The sequence below is a fragment of the Variovorax sp. MSC1_012 genome, from assembly GCF_023667525.1.
GTDB classification, from domain to species: domain Bacteria; phylum Pseudomonadota; class Gammaproteobacteria; order Burkholderiales; family Burkholderiaceae_C; genus Variovorax; species Variovorax beijingensis_B.
In genome coordinates, this window is sequence record NZ_CM174443.1 from 2,903,060 (window position 1) to 2,924,125 (window position 21,066).

General features: G+C 68.2%; 23 protein-coding genes. 11 read left to right on the top strand and 12 right to left on the bottom strand.

Annotation, left to right across the window (positions count from 1 at the left end; translation table 11 throughout):
* Nucleotides 1-6: 6 nt before the first annotated feature.
* The 5 genes from L1081_RS13755 to L1081_RS13775 form a co-directional block, all read right to left on the bottom strand.
* Nucleotides 7-528, bottom strand: coding sequence for an O-acetyl-ADP-ribose deacetylase (locus L1081_RS13755; RefSeq protein WP_489412705.1), 522 nt, complete (start codon nucleotides 526-528; stop codon nucleotides 7-9).
* A gap of 23 nt (nucleotides 529-551) precedes the next feature.
* Nucleotides 552-2,357 carry a pectate lyase gene (locus L1081_RS13760; RefSeq protein ID WP_489412706.1) on the bottom strand — a complete coding sequence of 602 codons (1,806 nt, stop codon included), beginning with the start codon at nucleotides 2,355-2,357 and terminating at the stop codon, nucleotides 552-554.
* Between the two features lie 227 nt (nucleotides 2,358-2,584).
* Entirely contained in the window at nucleotides 2,585-2,833 is a 249-nt protein-coding gene (locus tag L1081_RS13765) for a DUF3297 family protein (protein ID WP_431123796.1), read from the bottom strand.
* 42 nt (nucleotides 2,834-2,875) lie between these two features.
* On the bottom strand, nucleotides 2,876-3,322 hold the full coding sequence (locus L1081_RS13770; RefSeq protein ID WP_489412707.1) for a reverse transcriptase-like protein: 447 nt from the start codon (nucleotides 3,320-3,322) through the stop codon (nucleotides 2,876-2,878).
* A gap of 13 nt (nucleotides 3,323-3,335) precedes the next feature.
* Nucleotides 3,336-3,812: a hypothetical protein gene (locus L1081_RS13775; RefSeq protein ID WP_489412708.1), complete on the bottom strand. Its 477-nt coding sequence runs from the start codon at nucleotides 3,810-3,812 to the stop codon at nucleotides 3,336-3,338.
* A 198-nt stretch (nucleotides 3,813-4,010) separates the two neighbouring features.
* Here L1081_RS13775 and mnmH point away from each other — a divergent pair, with 198 nt between their 5' ends.
* Genes mnmH through L1081_RS13800 form a run of 5 tightly spaced genes read left to right on the top strand, consistent with a single transcriptional unit; the run spans nucleotide 4,011 to nucleotide 7,000 of the window.
* Nucleotides 4,011-5,084, top strand: coding sequence for a tRNA 2-selenouridine(34) synthase MnmH (mnmH, locus tag L1081_RS13780; RefSeq protein WP_489412709.1), 1,074 nt, complete (start codon nucleotides 4,011-4,013; stop codon nucleotides 5,082-5,084).
* 37 nt (nucleotides 5,085-5,121) lie between these two features.
* Complete coding sequence (locus L1081_RS13785) at nucleotides 5,122-5,547, top strand: GNAT family N-acetyltransferase (protein ID WP_489412710.1); 426 nt, start codon at nucleotides 5,122-5,124, stop codon at nucleotides 5,545-5,547.
* Nucleotides 5,544-6,038, top strand: a complete 495-nt coding sequence (locus L1081_RS13790) for a GNAT family N-acetyltransferase (RefSeq protein ID WP_489412711.1) — start codon at nucleotides 5,544-5,546, stop codon at nucleotides 6,036-6,038. Before L1081_RS13785 ends, L1081_RS13790 begins: the two co-directional genes overlap by 4 nt.
* Nucleotides 6,039-6,075: 37 nt before the next feature.
* On the top strand, nucleotides 6,076-6,345 hold the full coding sequence (locus L1081_RS13795; protein ID WP_489412712.1) for a DUF2277 family protein: 270 nt from the start codon (nucleotides 6,076-6,078) through the stop codon (nucleotides 6,343-6,345).
* Nucleotides 6,346-6,373: 28 nt separating this feature from the next.
* Nucleotides 6,374-7,000: a LysE family transporter gene (locus L1081_RS13800; RefSeq protein WP_489412713.1), complete on the top strand. Its 627-nt coding sequence runs from the start codon at nucleotides 6,374-6,376 to the stop codon at nucleotides 6,998-7,000.
* A gap of 18 nt (nucleotides 7,001-7,018) precedes the next feature.
* On the opposite strand, the gene L1081_RS13805 is transcribed toward L1081_RS13800, so the two are convergent.
* Nucleotides 7,019-7,225, bottom strand: a complete 207-nt coding sequence (locus tag L1081_RS13805; protein ID WP_489416781.1) for a hypothetical protein — start codon at nucleotides 7,223-7,225, stop codon at nucleotides 7,019-7,021.
* A 266-nt stretch (nucleotides 7,226-7,491) separates the two neighbouring features.
* On the opposite strand from L1081_RS13805, the gene pbpC reads away from it, so the two are divergent.
* The 3 genes from pbpC (at nucleotide 7,492) to L1081_RS13820 (ending at nucleotide 11,888) form a co-directional block, all read left to right on the top strand.
* Nucleotides 7,492-9,756, top strand: coding sequence for a penicillin-binding protein 1C (gene pbpC, locus L1081_RS13810; RefSeq protein WP_489412714.1), 2,265 nt, complete (start codon nucleotides 7,492-7,494; stop codon nucleotides 9,754-9,756).
* Nucleotides 9,757-9,859: 103 nt separating this feature from the next.
* Nucleotides 9,860-10,552 carry an FCD domain-containing protein gene (locus L1081_RS13815; protein WP_489412715.1) on the top strand — a complete coding sequence of 231 codons (693 nt, stop codon included), beginning with the start codon at nucleotides 9,860-9,862 and terminating at the stop codon, nucleotides 10,550-10,552.
* 55 nt (nucleotides 10,553-10,607) lie between these two features.
* Nucleotides 10,608-11,888 (top strand): MFS transporter, encoded by a 1,281-nt coding sequence (locus L1081_RS13820; protein WP_489412716.1) that lies wholly within the window; start codon nucleotides 10,608-10,610, stop codon nucleotides 11,886-11,888.
* A 24-nt stretch (nucleotides 11,889-11,912) separates the two neighbouring features.
* On the opposite strand, the gene L1081_RS13825 is transcribed toward L1081_RS13820, so the two are convergent.
* A complete protein-coding gene (locus tag L1081_RS13825; RefSeq protein ID WP_489412717.1) occupies nucleotides 11,913-12,710 on the bottom strand; it encodes a hypothetical protein in 798 nt (265 codons plus the stop codon).
* 121 nt (nucleotides 12,711-12,831) lie between these two features.
* Here L1081_RS13825 and L1081_RS13830 point away from each other — a divergent pair, with 121 nt between their 5' ends.
* Nucleotides 12,832-13,767 carry a serine hydrolase gene (locus tag L1081_RS13830; protein WP_489412718.1) on the top strand — a complete coding sequence of 312 codons (936 nt, stop codon included), beginning with the start codon at nucleotides 12,832-12,834 and terminating at the stop codon, nucleotides 13,765-13,767.
* 66 nt (nucleotides 13,768-13,833) lie between these two features.
* On the opposite strand, the gene L1081_RS13835 is transcribed toward L1081_RS13830, so the two are convergent.
* Nucleotides 13,834-14,982 carry an aminotransferase class I/II-fold pyridoxal phosphate-dependent enzyme gene (locus L1081_RS13835; protein ID WP_489412719.1) on the bottom strand — a complete coding sequence of 383 codons (1,149 nt, stop codon included), beginning with the start codon at nucleotides 14,980-14,982 and terminating at the stop codon, nucleotides 13,834-13,836.
* A 134-nt stretch (nucleotides 14,983-15,116) separates the two neighbouring features.
* Here L1081_RS13835 and L1081_RS13840 point away from each other — a divergent pair, with 134 nt between their 5' ends.
* Together L1081_RS13840 and L1081_RS13845 are read left to right on the top strand one after the other, a co-directional pair.
* Nucleotides 15,117-16,580, top strand: a complete 1,464-nt coding sequence (locus L1081_RS13840) for an aminotransferase class I/II-fold pyridoxal phosphate-dependent enzyme (RefSeq protein ID WP_489412720.1) — start codon at nucleotides 15,117-15,119, stop codon at nucleotides 16,578-16,580.
* Between the two features lie 88 nt (nucleotides 16,581-16,668).
* Nucleotides 16,669-17,421, top strand: coding sequence for an SDR family NAD(P)-dependent oxidoreductase (locus L1081_RS13845; protein ID WP_489412721.1), 753 nt, complete (start codon nucleotides 16,669-16,671; stop codon nucleotides 17,419-17,421).
* 17 nt (nucleotides 17,422-17,438) lie between these two features.
* On the opposite strand, the gene cynS is transcribed toward L1081_RS13845, so the two are convergent.
* From cynS to L1081_RS13865, 4 genes are read right to left on the bottom strand one after another with little or no spacing between them, the layout of a single operon-like run.
* A complete protein-coding gene (cynS, locus tag L1081_RS13850; protein ID WP_215246153.1) occupies nucleotides 17,439-17,882 on the bottom strand; it encodes a cyanase in 444 nt (147 codons plus the stop codon).
* 45 nt (nucleotides 17,883-17,927) lie between these two features.
* Entirely contained in the window at nucleotides 17,928-18,755 is an 828-nt protein-coding gene (locus L1081_RS13855) for an ATP-binding cassette domain-containing protein (protein ID WP_489412722.1), read from the bottom strand.
* 22 nt (nucleotides 18,756-18,777) lie between these two features.
* Nucleotides 18,778-19,647: a nitrate ABC transporter permease gene (gene ntrB / locus L1081_RS13860; RefSeq protein ID WP_489412723.1), complete on the bottom strand. Its 870-nt coding sequence runs from the start codon at nucleotides 19,645-19,647 to the stop codon at nucleotides 18,778-18,780.
* A 3-nt stretch (nucleotides 19,648-19,650) separates the two neighbouring features.
* Nucleotides 19,651-21,006 carry an ABC transporter substrate-binding protein gene (locus L1081_RS13865; protein ID WP_489412724.1) on the bottom strand — a complete coding sequence of 452 codons (1,356 nt, stop codon included), beginning with the start codon at nucleotides 21,004-21,006 and terminating at the stop codon, nucleotides 19,651-19,653.
* Nucleotides 21,007-21,066: the final 60 nt, after the last annotated feature.

Genomic DNA, 21,066 nt, shown 5'->3' on the forward strand with positions numbered 1-21,066 from the left:
TTTGATTCATGCAGCCCCCGCCGCGGCAAGCGCCGCCTGGTACACGGCAAGGTCCGCGTCCGAGAAGCAGCAGAACGTGACCTCCTCCACGCTGGAACCTGCAGCCAGCGCCGATTGAACCGTGGCCACCGCGATGGGCGCTGCGAGTTCGATCGGGTAGCCATAGATGCCCGTGCTGATCGACGGAAACGCGACGGTCCGTGCGCCGCACTGCGCTGCGATTTCCATCGACTTTCGATAGCACGACGCCAGCAGTTCCGGCTCACCGCTCGAGCCGCCGCGCCAGACCGGCCCGACGGTGTGGATGATGAACCGGGCCGGCAGTCGATAGCCCTTGGTCAGCTTGGCGTCGCCGGTCTTGCAGCCCGCCAGCAGGCGGCACTCATGCAGAAGCTCGGGCCCCGCGGCGCGGTGGATGGCGCCATCGACGCCGCCTCCGCCCTGCAACGACGAATTGGCCGCATTGACGATGGCATCGACCTGCAGCGTGGTGATGTTGCCGCGCGTGGCGCGAAGAGCTTTCTGCATGATGTGGGCCCCTTCAGGGCAAATTAGACGACAGGCGCGGTAAAGGCGATGAGCTTGCCCATGTTGCTGACGAAGCTGGCCACCGTGATCGCCTGCGGCTGCTCCTTCTTGACGTAGGGCTCGATCAGCGGCGGGTCCGCCGGATCGTAGGGCGAGGTGTCGAACACGTCGCCCACATGCTTGCTGCGGTAGGCATCGCCCAGGTAGGGCGTGGAGGGCCCATCGCCCTTGTAGGGGTTGGTCACGGCCGACAGCGGCGCCAGCCAGTAGCCCTTGGGGTCGAGCTTGTCCATCACGGCAGTGGCATCGGCGGCGCTCACCACGGGGCTGGTCATCACGCGGTCGGCGAACAGGTCGGCAAAGTCCACTTCGCGCAGCGAAAAGTACTTGGGCAGCGGCCGCTGCTCGCCGTGGCGCAGCGGAGAAGCCGCCACCATTTGCTGGATGGCGGTGTCGCTCATGCCATTGAGCTGGGCGTAGGTCTGGCGCATGCCCGCAATGTCGATGGCGCGGCCGGCCGAGTAGTGGCTGGGCGTGTTGCGATGGTCATGGTCGAAATAGTAGGCACCGTTGTGGATGTTCGAGCCGTAGCGGTGCACGAAGCGCGGCTGGTTGGTGCCGAGCTCCACGAAGGTGGGATGCGTGCGGCCCTTGAGCAGCGGGTTCTCCGCGATCATGGTGTCGGTGAGCTTGCAGCTGTCCAGCCAGTCGAGCGCCTCGGGCACGCGCGCGAGGTAGCCGCGGTCGCCCGTGAGGCGGAAATAGTTGAAGAGTTGCTGCACGTTGGTCTGCGTCGTGTGCGTGGCCAGCGATCGCGGCTCGTAGCTGCGCGCGCCGGCGGGCGCTCCGGCCGGGCGCCCGTTCTGGTCCGTGGCCAGGTGCTGCAGGCCCCAGCCGGCCTGCGGTCCGGGCTGCTGCATGCGGCGCAGGCATTCCATCGCGCGGGTGATGTACGGCACCAGGCTCTGGTCGCCCAGCGCCACCACGCACATCAGCATGAACTTGATGTTCTCGCCCGCCACGTCGTCGTTGAACGTGACGTGGCGCGTGTAGTCGCCGTCTTCCATGCCCGCGGTCGCGCCCAGAGGCAACTGCTCCGGGTTGGGCAGCGGCATCGACGAGATCGCATCGGGCGATGGCGGGTAGCGCTGCGGCCAGCCGCCGTCGGCCATGCCGGAGCTGAACTGCGCCTGCGTGACGAAGCCGATGGCCTTCTGCAGCGCCGCCAGGAAGCGCGGATCGCGCTTTTCCAGGTACATGCGCAGCATGAACTGCGACGACACCGCCGTGCCCGCGTCGTCGAAGGTCGCGTTGCCGTAGTAGTGCTGGAACTCTTCGAGCCGCCAGCCGTTGGCGCCCACGGTGGCGTACCACTCGCGCAGCGAGGCTTCGCCGGCAAAGTCGTGGATGTAGTTCCAGCCGCCCGCCGGATGCTGCGCCTCGACCAGCGCGAGCGCGGTGCGCTCGGCGGCGCTGTAGAAGAGTTCGTCGCCCGTGGCGTGGTAGGCGTCGAGCATGCAGTGCCCTGCCGTGGGCGTGCCGGGTGGCTGGATCCAGCACATGGTGCGACGCGCCTCCATTTCGCCCCAGAGGGTGGAAAAGTCGGGCAGGTAGGCCCAGACGTAGCCGCCGCGATAGGACACCGTCTCGTCCATGAAGCCCGCGGCGCGCCGCATCGCCTTGCGCGCCAGCACCTCGGTGCTCGGCGGGGGTTCCGGAGCCGGCGGCGGAACCGGGAACGGCGGAAAGCCGGGGCCGTCCCCTCCGCCGCCGCACGCGCTCAGCGCCAAGGGGGAAAGTGTCGAAATGACGAAGTTCCTGCGTTTCATCTTTGTCTCCAGTTAGGCAGCGGTTCGACCGCTTTGATACTTTTCAACTCATACGATGTCCGATGAGTCAAGGAAATTCTGCCATGTCCGGGGCCTTTTTGGGCTTAGTTGTACGACAACTAAAGATGCAAGAAGGCTAACTTTTTGTGTTCAATCGGTGGTTTTTGGCCGAGCGGAGCGCACTCGGCGGGCCCGGGGCACTGCGCATGTGCCCGGTGCCGCGGGCCTTAGCGGTAGAACGCCTCGACCCTGCCCTTCAGCTTGATCAGCAGCGGCTTGCCCTTGCGGTCCACCGTCTTGCCCGCGGGCACCTTGATCCAGCCTTCGCTGATGCAGTATTCCTCCACGTCGAGGCGTTCCTTGTCGTTGAAGCGGATGCCGATGTCGTGCTCGAAGACGGCCGCCACGTGGTGGGGGCTGCGCGGGTCGGTGGACAGGTGGTCGGGAAGAGGGGGAAGTGGATTGGCTTCGGTCATGACGCGGATGATATGGCCTCTGTCCCGCGCCCCTGGCCGCAGCTAGCGCCGCTTCTTCTTCGCCGTCCGGGCCGCCGGCTTGGGCCCAAAGCCCAGCGAGGCGCGCGCGAGCGCATCGGCCTCGTGGTTGCGGTGCCGCGGTACCCAATGCAGGCTCGCCTCCTCGAAAGAGCCGAGCAAAGCGCGAGCATCCTCGAACAACCCGGCCATGCGCGCGATCGGCCTGGCGCCGGGCGTGCCGAGCTGCTCGACGAGGATGCTGTTGTCGGTATAGGCCTGCACGGCGGTCGCACCCTTGGCCTTGAGGTCCTCGAGCGCGAGGGTCAGCGCCCTGAGTTCGGCTTCGTTGTTGCAGCCCGTCGCATGGCTGGCCAGCGACAGGGTGTGGCGGGTGCCGTCGGGCTCGGTGATGACCGCGCCGGCGCCCATGCGGCCGGGGTTCGGCATCGCGCTGCCATCGCAGTACACGGTCCAGTGGCGAAGTTGCATCGGCTCCGTCGATTCAGCAGTTGCTTCGCTTGATGCCCGCGAGGTTCTGGCAGGGCCGCTGGCCCGGAGGCGGTCCAGGATCCTGCGGGCGCGGAGGCCGTGGTGGGCGAACAATCGGGCGGCCGGGGTCGTAGTACGGGTCCGGCCCCCAGCTATAGACCGGTGGCGATTCGGGCGCGGGGCGCTGCGGCTCGTCGACGTTGCGCGGAATGATGGCCGGGCCCTGCGGCGCGTTGCTGATCGGGGGCGGGGGCGGCGGTGGTGTATACGCCGGCCGGCGCGCTTCTTCGGCAGAAGCGGGCGGAGTTACCGTCAGCGGCTCGGTGATGGGAACCTGGCGCGAGAGCCGGCTGCCGGCGGGGCAAGGGCCGTCGGTGTAGACGATGCCTCCGCTCGCATCGGTGCAGCGCACCACCTCGGCCGCCTGCGCGCCCATGGCGGCGGCCGCACCGAAGAAGAAAACCGGAATGAACAGAACCGATGTGCGCATCATGCGACCTCCGCCGTTGGCAGCCGAAGACGACAGTGTCTCCCCTGCCCTGCATTCTGGCCGGGTTTCTACAATCGAAGGTTGTCCGCTCCTTCCTCCAACCGCACCAGGCCATGACCGTATCGATTGCAATGTTCGCCCTGGCGGCCGGTGCCGGCCCGGCAAGCGGCCGGCCGCGGCGCCGCCAGGGGCAGGCCCATGCGTGAGCACGACAACCCGCGCCACCAGCCCACGCGCGTGGCCGACCTGCACCGCTTCGACACCCTCATCGACGCGCGCTCCCCCTCCGAGTTCGCACTCGACCACATTCCCGGCGCCATCAACTGCCCGGTGCTCGACGACGAGGAGCGCCGCATCGTCGGCACCATCTACAAGCAGACCGGCGCCTTCGAGGCGCGGCGCGTGGGCGGCGCCATGGTGGCGGCCAACCTCGCGCGGCACCTGCGCGAACGCTTCGCCGAGCAGCCCGCCAACTGGCGCCCGCTCGTGTATTGCTGGCGCGGGGGCTTGCGCAGCGGCTCGATGGTGACCTGGCTGCGGCTGGTCGGCTGGGACGCGCAGCAGCTCGCCGGCGGCTACAAGAGCTTTCGTCAGCACGTGCTGGCGCAGATCGAGGCCACGGTGCCCAAGCTCCGGCTCAAGGTGATCTGCGGCGCCACCGGCAGCGCCAAGACGCGCATCCTGCAGGCGCTGGCCGCGCGCGGCGAACAGGTGCTCGACCTGGAGCATTGCGCGAGCCACAAGGGTTCGCTGCTGGGCGCGCTGCCCGGCGTGCCGCAGCCCTCGCAAAAGCAGTTCGAGACGCGCATCGCCACCTGTTTCGATGCGCTCGACCTGTCGCGCACGCTCTACGTGGAAGGCGAAAGCGCGCGCATCGGCCGGCTCTCGGTGCCGATTCCACTGGTCGCGCACATGCGCGCCGCCGCCTGCATCGAAGTCCAGGCCGACGCGGCCGCGCGGCTCGACTATCTGCTGCGCGACTACGCCTACCTGGGCGACGACCGCGCCGCACTGGCGGGCCAGCTCGACAGGCTCAAGGAGATGCAGGGCAAGGCGGTGGTGCAGCGCTGGCAGGAATGGGCGCTCGCGGGCAACCTGCCGCAGCTCTTTGCCGAACTGATGGCGCTTCACTACGATCCGCACTATGAACGCTCGCAGGCGCGCCATTTCGAGAAGTGGCCGCTGCGCCAGCAGGTGGCGGCGCCCGACCTGGCGGACGCGGGCATCGACGCGGTGGCGGATGCCATCCTCCGGCTCAACGCCGCGGGGTAGCGGGCGCGCATCCACGGCAACAACCAAGGCAGGCTCCATGACACTCGAATGGCGCGATTCGCTCGAAGGCCTCGACTGGAACGAACTCTCGCGGCTCTACCAGGCCGCACCGCTGGGCAACAAGCAGCCTGACGGCCTGAAGCTCGTGTTCGGCAACAGCATGTTCAAGTGCCTGGTGTTCGACACGGGCCGCCTCGTCGGCGCGGGCCGCGCCATGGCCGACGGGCTCGACTGCTCCTACATCTGCGACGTGGCGGTGCACCCCAGCCACCAGGGCATCGGCCTGGGCAGGCAGATCGTCTCGCGGCTGCTGGAACTCTCGCGCGGGCACCGCAAGATCATTCTCTATGCGGTGGCCGGCAAGGAGCCTTTCTACGAAAAGCTCGGCTTCAGGCGCATGAAGACCGCGATGGCGATCTTCGAGAACCAGCCGCAGGCCTTCGAGCGCGGGCTGATCGAGTGAACCATCCCGTCGTTTCCACCGAAGAGCACCATTTCGAAAGCCTGCACAAGGCGCTCGGCGTGGTGGCACGCGAGCGGAAGTACCTCGCGCTGACGCAGGCGCCGCCCTGGGAGCAATCGCTGGCCTTCTACCGCAACGTGCTGGCGGTGGGCTTTCCTCATTTCGTGGCGGTGGATGGCAGCGGCAAGGTCTTGGGCTGGTGCGACGTATCGCCGGTCTTCGGCCACTCGAGGGCCCACATCGGCCTGCTCGGCATCGCGCTGCTGCCCGAGGCACGCGGCCGCGGACTCGGCGCGCAGCTGCTGCAGTCGGCCATCGACAAGTCATGGGCGCGCGGACTGACCCGCCTCGAGCTTTCCGTTCGCGCCGACAACCTGAATGCGAAGGCGCTGTACGAGCGCTTCGGCTTCGAGCACGAAGGCCTGCTGCGCCGCGCCAGCCTGATCGACGGCATCTACCACGACGCCCACGCGATGGCGCTGCTTCGCTAGACTGAAGCATCCACTGCATGCAACCGGAGAGCGCCCCATGTGCAGAAGCATCAAGACCCTCTACAACTTCGAGCCTCCCGCCACCGAGCAGGAGATCCGCGCCGCCTCGCTGCAGTTCGTGCGCAAGCTCAGCGGCTTCAGCGTGCCGTCCAAGGCCAACCAGGAAGCCTTTGAACGCGCGGTCGACGAGGTGGCCGCGAGCGCCGGACGGCTGATCGGCTCGCTGGTCACCACCGCCGAGCCGCGCGACCGCGCCATCGAGGCCGAACGCGCGAAGGCCAGGTCGGCCGCGCGCTTCGGCACCTGACAGCCAACCGTCATTTTCTGGAGAACCCATGCCGATCGAACTCTGGCTCGCCTTCGTCGCCGCATCGTCCGTGCTGCTGATCATTCCCGGCCCGACCATCCTCACGGTGATCAGCTATTCCATGTCGCACGGCCGGCGCGCGAACGTGCCGCTGGTGGCCGCGGTGGCGCTCGGCGATTCCACCGCGCTGGTGGTGTCGCTGCTCGGCCTTGGCGCGCTGCTGGCCGCGTCGGCGTTCTGGTTCACGGTGGTGAAGTGGGCGGGCGGTCTGTATCTGCTCTATCTCGGCATCAAGCTGCTGCGCGCGGGCATCGGCGGCGCCGAAATCGCGGCGCCCGCCGCGCCCGATTCGCGCTGGCGGCTGTTCGCCAACACCTACCTGGTGACGGCGCTGAACCCCAAGGGCATCGTGTTCTTCGTGGCGTTCCTGCCGCAGTTCCTGAGCCCCGCGGCCGACGTGACGCGCCAGCTCTGGGTGCTGGCGGTCACCTTCGTAGCCATGGCGGCGCTCAATGCCACGCTGTATGCCGTGTTCGCGGGATCGGCCCGCAAGCTGCTTTCCTCGCCGCGCGCGCAGCGGCGCTTCAATCTTGCGGGCGGCTCGCTGCTGAGCGCGGCGGGCGTGTGGGCGCTGCTCGCGCGCCGGCCCGCCTGAGGCGCGCCCCCGCCAAGGTCAGCGGTACGGGTTGCTCGGGTTGCGGTCGTAGCGGTTCGGCACGCCGTCGCCATCGCGGTCGCGGTCGTAGCGGTTGGGCACACCGTCGCGGTCGCGGTCTCCGTAGCCATAGTTCGGGCGCGGCGCCGGGCGGTCGTAGGGTGCAACGACGCAGCCGGCCAGGGCGGCCGATGCGGCAAGCAGAATGGCCAATGTCTTCATCATCATTTGATTTCTCCTTGGAGTTCTAGAAAGACGGCTTGCCTCCGCAAGCCGGCATCTGCATTGAAGGCCAGCTCCGTCTCCGCTGCGTATCCGCCATGAGGCCGAAGCGTGAAGTTCGTTACCGGATGTGGAACGTGCTGCAAACTTTGGCGCCAAGTTCCTGCTGCCGCAGGCGGCGGCGCACCCGTCCGCAAGTAGGTGCAGTTCCCGTGGCCGCTTCGCCGAGAATGGCGCCGCCACGCCGCCGATTTCCGCTTCCCACCGCCATGCCCCGCCTGCCCTTCTCCGCCAGCCGCAGCTGCCTTGCCGCAACGCTGGCGGCCATCGCCTGCGCGCTGCCGGCACTGGCGGGCGCCGTGAGCTTCGACGAGGTGAAGCGAGAGTTCCGCCCTTCCGACACCGCGGTGCTCGACCGCAACGGCGAGCTGCTGCAGCGCGTGCGCACCGATGCCAGCGTGCGGCGCGGCCAATGGGTGGCGCTGGCCGATGTTTCGCCCGCGCTGCGCATGGCCATGGTGCTGAGCGAAGACCGCCGCTTCTACGAGCACAGCGGCATCGACTGGCGCGCGGTGTCGTCCGCCGCCTGGGGCAACCTGTGGAATTCCCGCACCCGCGGCGCATCGACCATCACGATGCAGCTGTCGGGCCTGCTCGACGAAGACCTGCGCCGCGCCAACAGCGGGCGCAGCTTCACGCAGAAGATCGGCCAGAGCGTGGCGGCCACGCAGCTGGAGCGCAGCTGGCGCAAGGACCAGATCCTGGAGGCCTACCTCAACACCGTGCCCTTCCGCGGCGAGATCGTGGGCATCGACGCGCTCTCGCGCACGCTGTTCGGCAAGGCGCCCAGCGGCCTCGACGCGCGCGAGGCCAGCGTGGCCGCAGCGCTGGTGCGCGCGCCCAATGCCAAGCCCGCACTGGTGGCGCAGCGCGCCTGCGAGGTGATGCGTGCGATGGAGCCGGGGCAGAAGATCGATTGCGATGCGCTCGACATGTTCACGAGCGCGGCGGTACAGCGGCGGGCCTTCGATGCGACCGAAGGCATTGCGCCGCACGCGGCGCGGCGTGTGCTGAAGGAACTGCGCGAGGCCGGCGAAACGGCCGCGCAGCCCTCGCGCCAGGCAGCCGGCAAGGAAGCCGCCGTGCGGACCACGCTGCGCGCACCGCTGCAGCGCTTTGCGCTGGCCACGCTGCAGCGCCACCTGAAGGAACTGCGCGGCCGCCACGTAGAGGATGGCGCGCTCGTGGTGCTCGACAACGCGAGCGGCGAAGTGCTCGCCTGGGTCGGCTCGTCGGGCCCGCTGAGCCAGGCCGCCGAAGTCGATGCGGTCACCGCGCTGCGCCAGCCCGGCTCCACGCTCAAGCCGCTGCTCTATGCGCAGGCCATCGCCGAGCGGCGGCTCACCGCGGCCTCGCTGATCGACGATTCGTCGGCGCAGATCAGCACCGCGAGCGGGCTCTACATTCCGCAGAATTACGACCGCCAGTTCAAGGGACCGGTGTCGGCGCGCACCGCGCTGGCCGCCTCGCTCAACGTGCCGGCCGTGCGCACGCTAGTGATGGTGTCGCCCGAATCGTTCGCGCGCCAGCTGCGCGCGGCCGGCCTGCCGCTGCGCGAAAGCGGCGACTACTACGGCTACAGCCTTGCGCTCGGCAGTGCCGAGGTGTCGCTGCTGTCGCTCACCAACGCCTATCGCACGCTGGCCAATGGCGGGCGTTATGGGCAGCCCACGCTGGCTGCGCCGGCTCCGGCTGCAAAGGACAAGGCCGGCGACAAGGCCGCCGCGCCCGCCACGGTCATCGATCCGCGCGCGGCCTTCATCGTCGGCGACATCCTGTCCGACGCGAACGCACGCACGCGCACCTTCGGGCTCGACAGCATTCTTTCCACGCGCTTCTGGACCGCGGTGAAAACGGGCACCAGCAAGGACATGCGCGACAACTGGGCCGTGGGCTGGTCGCAGCGCTACACGGTCGGCGTGTGGATCGGCAACGCGAGCGGTGCATCGATGTGGGACGTGAGCGGCACCAGCGGCGCGGCCCCGGTGTGGGCCGAGGTGATGAGCTTCCTGCACGCGCGCGAGCCGAGCCGCGCGCCCCGGCCGCCGGCCGGCCTGGTCGAGGCGCAGGTGACGTTCGGTCCCGGCGCCGACGGCAACGCGCTCGAGGCGGCGCGCAGCGAATGGTTCCTGCAGGGCACGGAGCAGCCGCTCTTCGCGCTCGACAACGCCGGCGCCGGCACGCCGGCGGGCGCCGCGGCCGCGCCGCGCATCACCGCGCCGGCCGACGGCACCATCATCGCGCTGGACCCCGACATTCCGCCGCTGCACCAGCGCGTGCGCTTCGAGGCCGAAGGCCGCGGCGTGCAATGGCGCATCGACGGCAAGCACTTTGCGCGCGGCAACAGCGCGCAGTGGCTGCCGTGGCCCGGCCGCCATGTGATCGAACTCGTCGACGCCACCGGCAAGGTGGTCGACCAGCGCAAGCTCGAAGTGCGCGGCGCGGGCGTGGTCGCGAAGAGCGCGCGCCGGTAGACGCTGCGCCCGCCCGCTGCCAATCCCCCTGCTTTCGACTGCGGCATTGCAGTCGCGCGAGAATTCATCCAATGATTCAATGAATTAGGTCTTTCTTATTCATATGCTCCTCCAAGCCCCCCGAACCTCCCTGGCCGACAGCGCCGCCGACAGCATCCGCGCCGAGATCGCGGCCGGCCGCTGGACCGTCGGATCGCGCATTCCGATCGAGCCGCAGCTCGCGCAATTGCTCGGCGTGAGCCGCGGCACCGTGCGCGAAGCCGTGAAGACGCTGGTCTCGCGCGGCCTGCTCGAAGTGCGGCAAGGTTCGGGCACCTATGTGCGCTCCGGCTTCGATCCTTCGGTCAGCCTGCAGAAGATGCGGCGCGCGAGCCTGCGCGACCAGTTCGAGGTGCGTCGCGCGCTCGAGGTCGAGGCCGCGCGGCTGGCCGCCGTGCGCCACACCGCCAAGGACCTGCGCAACCTGAAGACCCTGCTCGAAAAACGCGGCGTGCCCGACCCGAGCGACGACGGCGCGGGCTTCATCGAGCGCGACCTGGCCTTTCACCTGGCCATCGTCGACATCTCGGGCAACCTGGCGCTGGCAGAAACCTGCCGTTTCATCGCGGGCTACATCAAGGAAACCATCGCGAGCACGATGGGCACCAGCCTGCCCGAACCCGACACGGCCGCGCACATCACCATCGTCGAGGCCATTGCAAGCCGCGACCCCGACCGCGCCGCCGAGGCGGTGCGCGCCTTCATGTCCCCCATGATCGACGCGCTGGCGCAAGAAGCCGCAGAGCCTGCCCGATGAGCCGCCGGGCCGCTCCCAAGGCGAATGCCGCAGTGCGTAGCACGGAGGTTGGCGTATGAGCGCGGCGGCATTCCGTGCGGCGCGCGCCGCCGACGACCTGCTGATCGACGCCGAGGCCGACAGCACGCCCGCGCCGCGCCCCACGCCCGCGGGCAGCCTGGGCCGCCGCATCCTGCTGGGCGCGAGCGTGGTGCTGATCGCCTTCAACCTGCGGCCGGTGTTTGCCAGCCTTTCGGTGGTGCTGCCGGAGATCATCGCGGCCACCGGGCTCTCGGCCACCGCTGCGAGCCTGCTGACCACGCTGCCCATCGTCTGCCTGGGCCTGTTCGCGCCGCTGGCACCGGGACTGGGCCGGCGCTTCGGCACCGAGCGCACGCTGCTCGGCTGCATGGTGCTCATCCTCGTGGGCACGCTGCTGCGGGGCACCGGCAGCATCCCGCTGCTGTTCGTGGCCTCGGCCATCGCGGGCAGCGGCATCGCGGTGTCGAACGTGCTGCTCTCGGGCCTCGTGAAGCGCGACTTCGCCAAGCAGGCGGCGCTGATGATGGGCCTCTACACCATGGCGGTGTGCGGCGGCGCGGCCAGCGCGGCGGGCCTCACGGTGCCACTCGAGCATGCGCTGGGCGGCGGCTGGACCTATGCGCTCGCGATGTGGGCGGTGCCTGCCCTGCTGGTCACGCTGATCTGGGCGCCGCAGGCCCTGCCGCTGAAGCCGGTGGCCAGCGAATCGGGCTTCACCGTGCGCGGGCTGTGGCGCGACCGGCTGGCCTGGCAGGTCACTTTCTTCATGGGCCTGCAATCGGCGCTGGCTTACACCGTGATGGGCTGGCTGGCGCCCATCCTGCGCGAACGCGGGCTCGGCGGCGAAACCGCCGGCTACGTGGTGTCGGTGGCGGTCATGACGCAGGTGGTGACCTGCCTCGTCGTTCCCGCGTTGGCCGTGAGGCTGCGCAACCAGCGCGGGCTGGCGGTGGCGCTGGCCGTCGTCACCGTGGCCGCCATGCTGGCGATGCTGTTCGCACCGCTCGGCGGCGTGTGGCTGTGGGCTGTGCTGCTGGGCATTGCGCAGGGCGGCACCTTTGCCCTGGCGCTCACGTTCATGGTTCTGCGCTCGCCCGATTCGCACGTGGCGGCGCACCTCTCCGGCATGGCGCAGGGCGTGGGCTACGTCGTGGCCGCCTGCGGGCCGCTGATCGCCGGCCTGCTGCACGGCTGGACCGGCAGCTTCCGCGCGTCGTCATGGCTCTTCATCGGGCTGGGCATTGCGCTGGTGATGGCGGGCCTCGGCGCGGGGCGCTCGATGCACGTGGGTGCAGTGACGGTTCCGCGGCGCTGAGGAGCAGAGTGCGCGGCGCGCCGTCTACTGCGGCCCGCCGCAGAAGCTCGCCCTCTCGGTGGTCCTGGCGGTGAAGTGAAGGCGCGTGGTGGTGACGTCGCTGGCGGGCGTGTTCTGCGGCCATTCGCTCTGCAGCCAGGTGTACTGCCAGCTGTAGGCCTCGCCGGGTTTCGCGGGCTCGCCGTAGCTGATGCGAAGGCTGCCGCTGCTCTCGTCGTGGCAGTGCTTCGACTGCTTGTATTCCCTTTCGCTGAAGCAGGCGCGGACCATCTTCGAGCACGAAAAAGGAATGCCTTCGTACACGGCCCGGCTCGTGTCCTCGAGCGGCACGAAGTCGGCCTTGCTGAACGAAGCGCCGCCGCCCGAGTACATCTCCGACACCGTCTGGAGCACGGCCGCGGCCCACCGCCCTTCGGCCAGCGGATAGAGCGCCGGCGCAAGGGAAATGCGCGAGTCCGCCATGCCGGGGGCCGCCGCCTTCTTCATCAATGCGGCCGCATAGCCGCTGAGGTCATGCAGGCGGCTCAGCTGCCACGTGCCGGCGGCGGCGACGCGCCTGATGCGCGCCATGGCCAGCGGCTCGCTCGAGAACACCGCATAGTCGCCCGACGCGGCGCCGCGCGGCCGGTACAGGCCCAGCGCCTGCGGATCGCAGGGCTGCGGCAACAGCGCACAGAGGCGCGCGCGCCAGTCCGCATCCAGCGATTCCGGCTTCTTCACCGCATCGAAAAGCTGCGCCGACGGCGCGGCGCCCGCATGCCCCGCGAACAGCAGGACGAACATCGGCAAGGCGGCAGTGCGAAGAATGGGCAGCGGGTTCATGGACCGGCATGGTAGCCAGCCCGCCCGCAGGATGCTGCAACCAATTGCGGCGCGGGAGAGTCGATGTTGTAGCCTTCGCCGCACGGCCGTCCCGGCCTCGAACGGAGCAAAGGTGGCTGACATGCGGCGTACGAACCCATCGCTGGAAAAGCGGCTTCAAGGCCTGTTGGCCGATCGTTCTGTCACCGGTGCCTCGATGGCGCAGGTGCGGAAGAACTCGATAGAGCTGGCAGTGGCCGGCATGCGCGACAAGGAAGCCGCCGAGCCGATCGATGCCGAGACCGTGTTCGGCGTGGCGTCCCTCACCAAACCGATCGTTTCGTACGCCGTGCTGCAGCTGGCCGACGCCGGCGTGCTCGATCTTGATGAACCTCTTTTTGCCCCGGAACGATCGATCGTGCCGGAAGACGCGACCTCGGCTCTCATCACCTTTCGCCATGTGCTCACGCACACCTGCGGCCTGCAGAACCTGCGCGACAAGAATCCGCTGCGGATGCATTTTCATCCGGGTTCGCGGTTCAGCTACTCGAGCGTGGGATTCACTTTTCTCCAGTCTGCCGTCGAAGCAAGAACTGGCGAAACGCTGGAGACGACGATGCGGCGCCTGGTGTTCGAGCCGCTCGGGATGCGTTCATCGAGCCTCGAGTGGCAGGATCGGTTCCTCGACAACATGGCCTTCCCGCATGAAGCGCAGGAGCGGCTCGAGACGCATCGGCCACCGACCGCGAACGCCTCCTACTCGCTCCAGACCACGGCTGGCGACTACGGTGCCTTTGTCGCAGCCGTGTTCAGGGGCGAGGGGTTGAGGCCATCGACCTGGAAGCAATGGCTCACCGCGAGCATCATGGTGCCGGACGGCGCCATCGTTCACCTGGACGGCGAACCCGCGGCCACCGAGCCGGACGTAGGCTGGGGCCTGGGTTGGGGCGTCGAGCCCAGCCGCGGCACCTTCTTCCAGTGGGGAAAGATGACCGGCATCCGGGCATTCGTGATGGGCAGCCCCGAGCAGGAGTCCGGCGTCGTGCTTCTCACAACAGCAACACCGGGCTGCGCTTGATGGAGGATCTCGCGCGCGAAGCCTTGCCTGCCCCACATGCAGCGATTCGCTGGCTGGCGGACGGCGTCAGCGAATGAGCAAAGCGTTGGTGGCCTTCGCAGCCTCCGTCAGCGCTACCGACACGCACTCCAGCGCAATCGCCAGCTGCGTGAGCGTCGGCAAGCCGAATCCCAGCCGGAACACCAGCGGGTCGTCGCCGAACCACGGGCCGGGCGCGACGCGGGTGCTGTACCTGGCCAGCGCGGCATAGAAGCGCTCGACCGCCGCGGCATCGAACAGCTCGCGCCTGAGCCGCATGCAGCACAGCGCCCCGGCATCCGGGCGCACCCACTCGATGTGGCTGGCGTGACGCGACACCCAGCTTTCGGTGAGCTGCAGGTTTTGCGCGAGGAGCTTTCGCCGCTCGCCGATGATCCGGTCGCGCTGCCTGAACACGGCCAGCGCAAGCGCCTCGTCGACCGGCGAGCAGGAGATCACCGTGCTGAACTTCGCCGTGACCAGCGCCTGGCGCAGCGCCGCGTCGCGCGTGATGGCCCAGCCGATGCGCAGGCCCGCCGAACCGTGGCACTTGGACAGCGAGGACACCGAGATCACCCTGTCGCCCAGCCTGGCGGCTCCCGGCGCCGCGGCGTCGTCGCCGTAGGCCGCCTCGCGGTAGGTCTCGTCGATCACGAGCCAGGCCATTGGCGCATGTTCGGCCAGCATCGCGACGATCTCGTGCAAGGTCTGCGCCGGAATCGCGACGCCCGACGGATTCTGCGGCGAGGCCAGGCTCAGCACCTTGGTCTTCGGGGAGAGCAGCTTGCGCAGCGCATCCAGGTCGATGCGGTAGCCGGTGTCGAAATTCAGCGGCAGCGCGCGCGTGGTGGCGCCGACTGCGGCCAGCGCGTTGCGCGCCAGCGGAAACACCGGCTCGGCCACGACGGCCTCATCGCCCGCCTGGCACAGCGTGAAGGCGATGAGGAACAGCGCGTGGGCACCGCCGACCGTGACCACCACGTCGTCGGCATCGACGCCATGTTCGTTCGCGATTTCCTGGCGCAGGGCGGGGCTGCCCGCCGCCGTGCCGTAGTCCAGCGAAAAGTCGGCATCGTCGCCGAAGGCCATGTCGACCAGCTCCGACAGCCGCACGCTCGGCCCCACGCTTTCGGCAAGGTCGAAGCGCGGCGCCTTGCTGACGAGGGAAATGATTTCGTTGTCGGGAAACCGTGCCATGAACTGCTGCTTGATCCGTTGCTGTCGATGGCACCGATGTTGCAGTTTCATGACCGACGATAACAGCCACACTTTCCTGAAATTAAGTGCAGTACAGTTGCATGCAGTGCCATCCACGCAAGCAGGAGTGATCCGTGTCGCAATCTCCCCGGTTCCGCTATGAAGAAGTCGCCGATTTCGTTGCCGGCCTGGCCGGCCGCGGCACGCTGAAGCCGGGCGCGCGGGCGCCGTCGCTGCGCGAGATCAGCACGCTGCAGCGCACCAGCCTGAGCACCGCGGTGCAGGCCTACCGCCTGCTCGAAGACCGCGGCATTCTCGAAGTGCGGCCGCAGTCGGGCTACTACGTTGCCAAGGCCCCGCCCGCCCTGCCCGTGCCCACCACCGCGCGCCATTCGATCCGCCCCGCCAAGGTGGAGCTGTCGGGCCTCATGCTCGACCTGCTGAAGCACGCGTCGGACGAAGCCTTCGTGCCGCTCGGCTGCGCCATTCCCAACCAGCGCCTGCTGTCTTCCTCCAGGCTCGACCTCGTGCTGGCCCGCACGGCCCGCGTGAAGGGCAGCCGGTGCAACACCTACTCGCCGCCGCACGGCGAGATGTCGCTGCGGCTGGAGATCGCGCGCCGCGCACTGCGCTTCGGGCAGGTGCTGGCGCCGGACGACATCGCCATCACCTGCGGCTGCACCGAGGCGCTGGCGCTGGCGCTCGATGCGGTCACGGAGCCCGGCGACACGGTCGCCATCGAATCGCCGACCTACTTCGGGCTGCTGCAGGTGCTGCGCGCAAAGCGGCTGAAGGTGGTCGAGCTGCCGACCGATGCCGACACCGGCGTCGCGGTCGATGCGCTGCGCGAAGTCGTGGCCTCAGGCAAGGTGCGCGCCTGCGTGCTGGCGTCGAGCTTCAGCAATCCGCTCGGCTGCACCATGCCCGAAGAAAACAAGCGCGCTGTGCTGCACATCCTGGCCGAACACGGCGTGCCGCTGATCGAGGACGACGTGTACGGCGACGTCCATTTCGGCGAGGAGCGGCCCCCGCCCTTCAGCGCGCTCGACACGCACGACAACGTCATCTATTGCGGCTCGTTCTCCAAGACGCTCGCGCCCGGCTACCGCATCGGCTGGATCGCGACGCGCCGCCACATGGCCCGGGTGCTCGAAACCAAGTTCGCCACCAGCCTCGCGACGCCGGTGCTGACGCAGGTGGCACTCGCCACCTTCCTGTCGAACGGCGACTACGACCGCCACCTGCGCCGCGTCCGGCGCGAGTTCGCCGACACGCTGGAGCGCATGACGCGGGTGATCGAGCAGGCGTTCCCGCCGGGCACCAAGGTGTCGAGGCCGGCCGGCAACTTCGTGCTGTGGGTCGAGCTGCCCGAGCCCGCGGACACGCGGCTCCTGTTTGCGCAGGCACTCGAAAAAGGCATCTGCTTTGCGCCAGGCGTGGTGTTCTCGGCGAGCGGCAAGTACGCCCACTGCCTGCGCCTGAGCGGCGGCCATGGCTGGGACGCGCGCATCGAGAAAGGCCTGCGCACGCTCGGCGCCATGGCGGGCCGGGCCGCAGGTCTTGCAGGATCAGGCAAGAAGCTTGTTCGATCCGGATAACGCCCGCAGCCCCATCCGCGAGAGACTTGCCTCCATGCCCGGCGCAGCGTTGCGCCATGGTCCACATCCATCGCACGAGGAGAGTCTCATGAGCGCAATCCAGGAAAAAGTCGTCCTCATCACGGGCGCAAGTGGTGGCATCGGCGCGGCGGCCGCGCGGCTCCTGGCGCGGCGCGGCGCCAAGGTGGTGCTCGGCGCGCGCCGCACCGACCGGCTCGAAGCGCTGGCCGAAGAAATCACCGCCGCCGGCGGCACCGCGAGCTTCCAGCGGCTCGACGTCACCTACCGGCCCGACGTGGAAGCGTTTGCCGAATTCGCACTCGAAACCCACGACCGCATCGACGTGCTGGTGAACGCCGCGGGCGTGATGCCGCTGTCGCCGCTGTGGTCACGCAAGGTCGACGAATGGGAGCTGATGCTCGACGTCAACCTGCGCGGCGTGCTGCTGGGCATTGCGGCAGTGCTGCCGACCATGCAGGAACAGGGCTGGGGCCACATCGTCAACGTGGCGCCGGTGCCCGCGCAGGGCGTGTCGCCGAACTCGGCCGTGTATTGCGGCACGCAGTACGCGGTGGACGCCATCTCCGAAGGCCTGCGGCAGGAACACGCAGGCAAGCTGCGCGTGACGGTGGTGCGCCCCGACGTGAGCGAGGCCGACCGCACGCTGGCCGACCGCATCGCGGCCTGCAGCAGCTTCGAGCGCATGGTCACGCGGCGGCGCATCGCGGTGCCCGCGGAGGCCGTGGCGCGCTCGATTGCGGGCGCCATCGAGGGCGGCAGCATCTCGGCCCCGCGCCGCCCCGCATGGCGGCCGAGGCCGGCCGAGCACGCGGCGTTCTGACGTTCTGAGGAACCGCGTCAATAGGTCTTGTAGGGCAGGAACTTGCCCGAGAGCACCACGTTGACGCGGTCGCCCTTGGGATCGGCCTGGCGCTGGATGTCCATGCTGAAGTCGATGGCGCTCATGATGCCGTCGCCGAACTCTTCGTGGATCAGCTCCTTGATGGTGGTGCCGTACACGCTCACCACCTCATACCAGCGGTAGATGAGTGGATCGGTCGGCACGGGCGTGGGCAGCGAGCCCTTGTAGGGCACCACCTGGAGCCACTTCTGCTCTTCCACGGTCAGGCCGAAGATCTTGCCGATGATCTTGGCCTGCTTGTCGTCGAGCGTCATCTGGCCGAGGCAGGCGGCGGTGGTCCACTCTTTGGAGAGGCCGACCTTCTTCGCCACGTCGGCCCACTGGATGCCCTTGGACACCTTCACGGTGATGATCTTCTCGGTGACGTCGTTGCGGTTCATGCGGGTTTGCTCCTGATTGAAATGAAGAAGAGGAAGAAGAAAGAGTCACGACGCCTTGGCGCGCGTGACGAGGAAATCGACGATGTGGTTGCGCAGCGCGTAGTAGCCTTCGAGGTGGTGCAGCGAGGCGCGCGTGCGTTCGCGCGGCAGCGGGTTGACCACGGTCTCCGCGATGTTGCCGGCGCGCCAGCCGCCGCCCGGCTGGTCGGCGCCGTTGGTCATCAGCAGGATGCGGTCGGCCAGCAGAATCGCTTCGTCCACGTCGTGCGTGATCATGAAGACGGTCTGCTGCGTCTGGCGCACGATGGCCATGAGCTCGTCCTGGATGGTGCCGCGCGTGAGCGCATCCAGCGCGCCGAAGGGCTCGTCGAGCAGCAGCATCTTGGGCTGGATGGCAAAGGCGCGCGCAATGCCCACGCGCTGCTTCATGCCGCCCGAAAGCTGCGCGGGCTTCTTGTCGATGGCGGCCTGCAGGCCCACCATGGCCACGAAGCGCTCCACCTGCGTGTTGACCTGCGCGGCCGGCCAGCCGGGCCAGCGCGAAGCCACCGCGAAGGCGATGTTCCTGCGCACCGTGAGCCACGGCATCAGCGCATGGCTCTGGAACACCACGCCGCGCTCCAGGCTCGGTCCGGCCACTTCGCGGCCGTCCATGAACACATGGCCGGCGCTCGCCTGGTCCAGGCCCGCCAGCACGTTGAGGATGGTGGTCTTGCCGCAGCCCGAGTGGCCGATGATGCAGACGAACTCGCCGCGGTCGAGCGTGAACGACACGTCCGCGAATACCGGCCGCGCCGGCACGAAGGCCTTGGCCAGGCCCTCGATGCGCAGGAAGCCGCTGGTGGCGGGCCGCAGGGCGGGAGCAGTTGTCATGGGGGCGCCTCGTGCCGATCGATCACTCCACATAGGTCACCTTTCGCTGCAGGCCCGCGAAGGCCTGGTCGAGCAGCATGCCGACGATGCCGATCACCAGGATCGCGAAAATCACGTTGGTGAGCGAGAGGTTGTTCCACTCGTTCCAGACGAAGTAGCCGATGCCGGTGCCGCCCACCAGCATCTCGGCCGCCACGATGACGAGCCACGCGATGCTCATGCTGATGCGCATGCCCGTGAGGATGGTGGGCGCGGCCGCCGGCAGGATCACGCGGAACGCGCGGCGCAGCGGCTTCACTTCGAGCGTGCTGGCCACGTTGAGCCATTCGCGCTTGACCGAGGCCACGCCAAAGGCGGTGTTGAGCAGCATCGGCCACACCGAGCAGATGAAGATCACGAAGATGCCGCTGACCGACGAATCCTTGATGGTGTAGAGCGCAAGCGGCATCCACGCCAGCGGAGAAATGGGCTTGAGCACCTGGATGAACGGATCGAAGGCCTTGTGCAGCAGCGGCGACATGCCGATCACGAAGCCGAGCGGCACCGCCACCACGCAGGCCAGCAGAAAACCCAGCCCCACGCGGGCCAGCGAGTACGCCAGCTGGATGGCAATGCCCTTGTCGTTGGGCCCGTTGTCGTAGAAGGGGTTCGAGAGATGCTTCCAGGCGGTCACGGCCATTTCTGCCGGCGTGGGAAAGCCCGAGCTCTTGACCTGCCCGCCCGGATCCTTGCCGAGCATCTTCTGGTATTCGATCTGCTCGGCGGTCATGCCCGCTGCGGCACCGGTGCCGGCCGTGGGCAGGGTGGCCAGCTGCCACGCGCCGATCAGCAGCAGGAACATCAGGAGCGACACCAGCGCCGCCTTCAACGAAAGGGTTTTCTTGCCGCGCATGGTTCAGGCCATCTTGCCGATGGCAAAGCTCTTGACGTAGTCGTCGGGCTTCGCGGGGTCGAACACCTTGCCCATGATGGTGAACTTGGGGTATGCACCTTCGGGCGCGGCCTGGCCGAGCTCCTTCATGCGCTTCTTCGCGTCGGTCAGCAGGAACACCTTCTCGGCAATCTGCCTGTAGTTGACGTCGCCCTTCACGTAGCCCCAGCGCTTCATCTGCGTGAGCATCCACACGGCCATCGACTGCCAAGGAATCGGATCGAAGTCGGCGCGGTCGGGCACGGTGCGGATGTTGCCCAGCCCGTCGGCGAACTTGCCTGTGAGCACCTGCGTCAGCACGGTCTCGGGCTGGTTCAGGTACTGCGCGGGCGCAATCACCTTGGCGATGAGCTCGCGGTTCTTCGGGTCGCGCGCCATGGCCGATGCGGTGAGCACCGAGCGCACCAGCGCGGCAAAGGTGTTGGGATTCTTCTCGATGAATTCGGCCGAGGTGCCGAACGCGCAGCAGGGATGGCCGTTCCACAGATCGCGCGTCAGCAGGTGCAGGAAGCCGATTTCCTCGAACACGGCGCGCTGGTTGAAGGGGTCGGGCCCCAGGTAGCCGTCGATGTTGCCTGCGCGCAGGTTGGCCACCATCTCGGGCGGCGGCACCACGCGGATCTGGATGTCGGTGTCGGGGTTCAGTCCCGCCTCGGCCACGTAGTAGCGCAGCAGGAAGTTGTGCATGCTGTACTCGAAGGGAACGGCAAACTTCATGCCCTTCCACATCTTCGGGTCGCGCTTGTCCTTGTGCTTGTTGGCCAGCGTGATGGCTTGGCCGTTGGTGTTCTGGATGGTGGCGACGTTCATCGCCACCTGGTTGGAGCCCGCGCCCATCGAGATGGCGAGCGGCATGGGCGACAGGAAATGCGTGGCGTCGTATTCCTTGTTGAGCATCTTGTCGCGGATCAGCGCCCATCCTGCGGTCTTGACCACCTCGACGTTGAGCCCCTGCTTCTGATAGAAGCCCAGCGGGTGCGCCATGATGAGCGGCGTGGCGCAGGTGATGGGAATGAAGCCGATCTTGAGATTGGTCTTTTCGAGCGGGGCCTTGTCCTGCGCCATGGCCTGCAGTGCGCCCAGCGGCAATACCGAGGCAATGGCCGCGCGCGCGGTGTTGGCGCCCACGGCGCGCAGGAAGCCGCGGCGCACGCTGTCGACCGGGAACAGCGCCTTCATGAGGCTGGCTTCGAGCTTGTCATCGGGGCTGACGTCGATCTCTGAACCACGGCCATGGTTGCGGCCGCAGGCGCAGCGCATGTTCAGTGGCCGGTCGGCGTCGTAGAGATCGCAGGCGGTCGAATCGGATGGACTGGACATGGTGGATGCACCTCGGTGAAAAGATGCCTGCCACGATGCAAGCCCCGGGCCGGAAGCGAG

Excerpts from the sequence above, each read along its gene's own strand:
- L1081_RS13755 (WP_489412705.1), bottom strand. The coding sequence starts at position 528 with ATGCAGAAAGCTCTTCGCGCCACGCGCGGCAACATCACCACGCTGCAG.
- L1081_RS13760 (WP_489412706.1), bottom strand. The coding sequence starts at position 2,357 with ATGAAACGCAGGAACTTCGTCATTTCGACACTTTCCCCCTTGGCGCTG.
- L1081_RS13765 (WP_431123796.1), bottom strand. The coding sequence starts at position 2,833 with ATGACCGAAGCCAATCCACTTCCCCCTCTTCCCGACCACCTGTCCACC.
- L1081_RS13770 (WP_489412707.1), bottom strand. The coding sequence starts at position 3,322 with ATGCAACTTCGCCACTGGACCGTGTACTGCGATGGCAGCGCGATGCCG.
- L1081_RS13775 (WP_489412708.1), bottom strand. The coding sequence starts at position 3,812 with ATGCGCACATCGGTTCTGTTCATTCCGGTTTTCTTCTTCGGTGCGGCC.
- mnmH (WP_489412709.1), top strand. The coding sequence starts at position 4,011 with ATGCGTGAGCACGACAACCCGCGCCACCAGCCCACGCGCGTGGCCGAC.
- L1081_RS13785 (WP_489412710.1), top strand. The coding sequence starts at position 5,122 with ATGACACTCGAATGGCGCGATTCGCTCGAAGGCCTCGACTGGAACGAA.
- L1081_RS13795 (WP_489412712.1), top strand. The coding sequence starts at position 6,076 with ATGTGCAGAAGCATCAAGACCCTCTACAACTTCGAGCCTCCCGCCACC.
- L1081_RS13800 (WP_489412713.1), top strand. The coding sequence starts at position 6,374 with ATGCCGATCGAACTCTGGCTCGCCTTCGTCGCCGCATCGTCCGTGCTG.
- L1081_RS13805 (WP_489416781.1), bottom strand. The coding sequence starts at position 7,225 with ATGATGAAGACATTGGCCATTCTGCTTGCCGCATCGGCCGCCCTGGCC.
- pbpC (WP_489412714.1), top strand. The coding sequence starts at position 7,492 with ATGCCCCGCCTGCCCTTCTCCGCCAGCCGCAGCTGCCTTGCCGCAACG.
- L1081_RS13815 (WP_489412715.1), top strand. The coding sequence starts at position 9,860 with ATGCTCCTCCAAGCCCCCCGAACCTCCCTGGCCGACAGCGCCGCCGAC.
- L1081_RS13820 (WP_489412716.1), top strand. The coding sequence starts at position 10,608 with ATGAGCGCGGCGGCATTCCGTGCGGCGCGCGCCGCCGACGACCTGCTG.
- L1081_RS13825 (WP_489412717.1), bottom strand. The coding sequence starts at position 12,710 with ATGAACCCGCTGCCCATTCTTCGCACTGCCGCCTTGCCGATGTTCGTC.
- L1081_RS13830 (WP_489412718.1), top strand. The coding sequence starts at position 12,832 with ATGCGGCGTACGAACCCATCGCTGGAAAAGCGGCTTCAAGGCCTGTTG.
- L1081_RS13835 (WP_489412719.1), bottom strand. The coding sequence starts at position 14,982 with ATGGCACGGTTTCCCGACAACGAAATCATTTCCCTCGTCAGCAAGGCG.
- L1081_RS13845 (WP_489412721.1), top strand. The coding sequence starts at position 16,669 with ATGAGCGCAATCCAGGAAAAAGTCGTCCTCATCACGGGCGCAAGTGGT.
- cynS (WP_215246153.1), bottom strand. The coding sequence starts at position 17,882 with ATGAACCGCAACGACGTCACCGAGAAGATCATCACCGTGAAGGTGTCC.
- L1081_RS13855 (WP_489412722.1), bottom strand. The coding sequence starts at position 18,755 with ATGACAACTGCTCCCGCCCTGCGGCCCGCCACCAGCGGCTTCCTGCGC.
- ntrB (WP_489412723.1), bottom strand. The coding sequence starts at position 19,647 with ATGCGCGGCAAGAAAACCCTTTCGTTGAAGGCGGCGCTGGTGTCGCTC.
- L1081_RS13865 (WP_489412724.1), bottom strand. The coding sequence starts at position 21,006 with ATGTCCAGTCCATCCGATTCGACCGCCTGCGATCTCTACGACGCCGAC.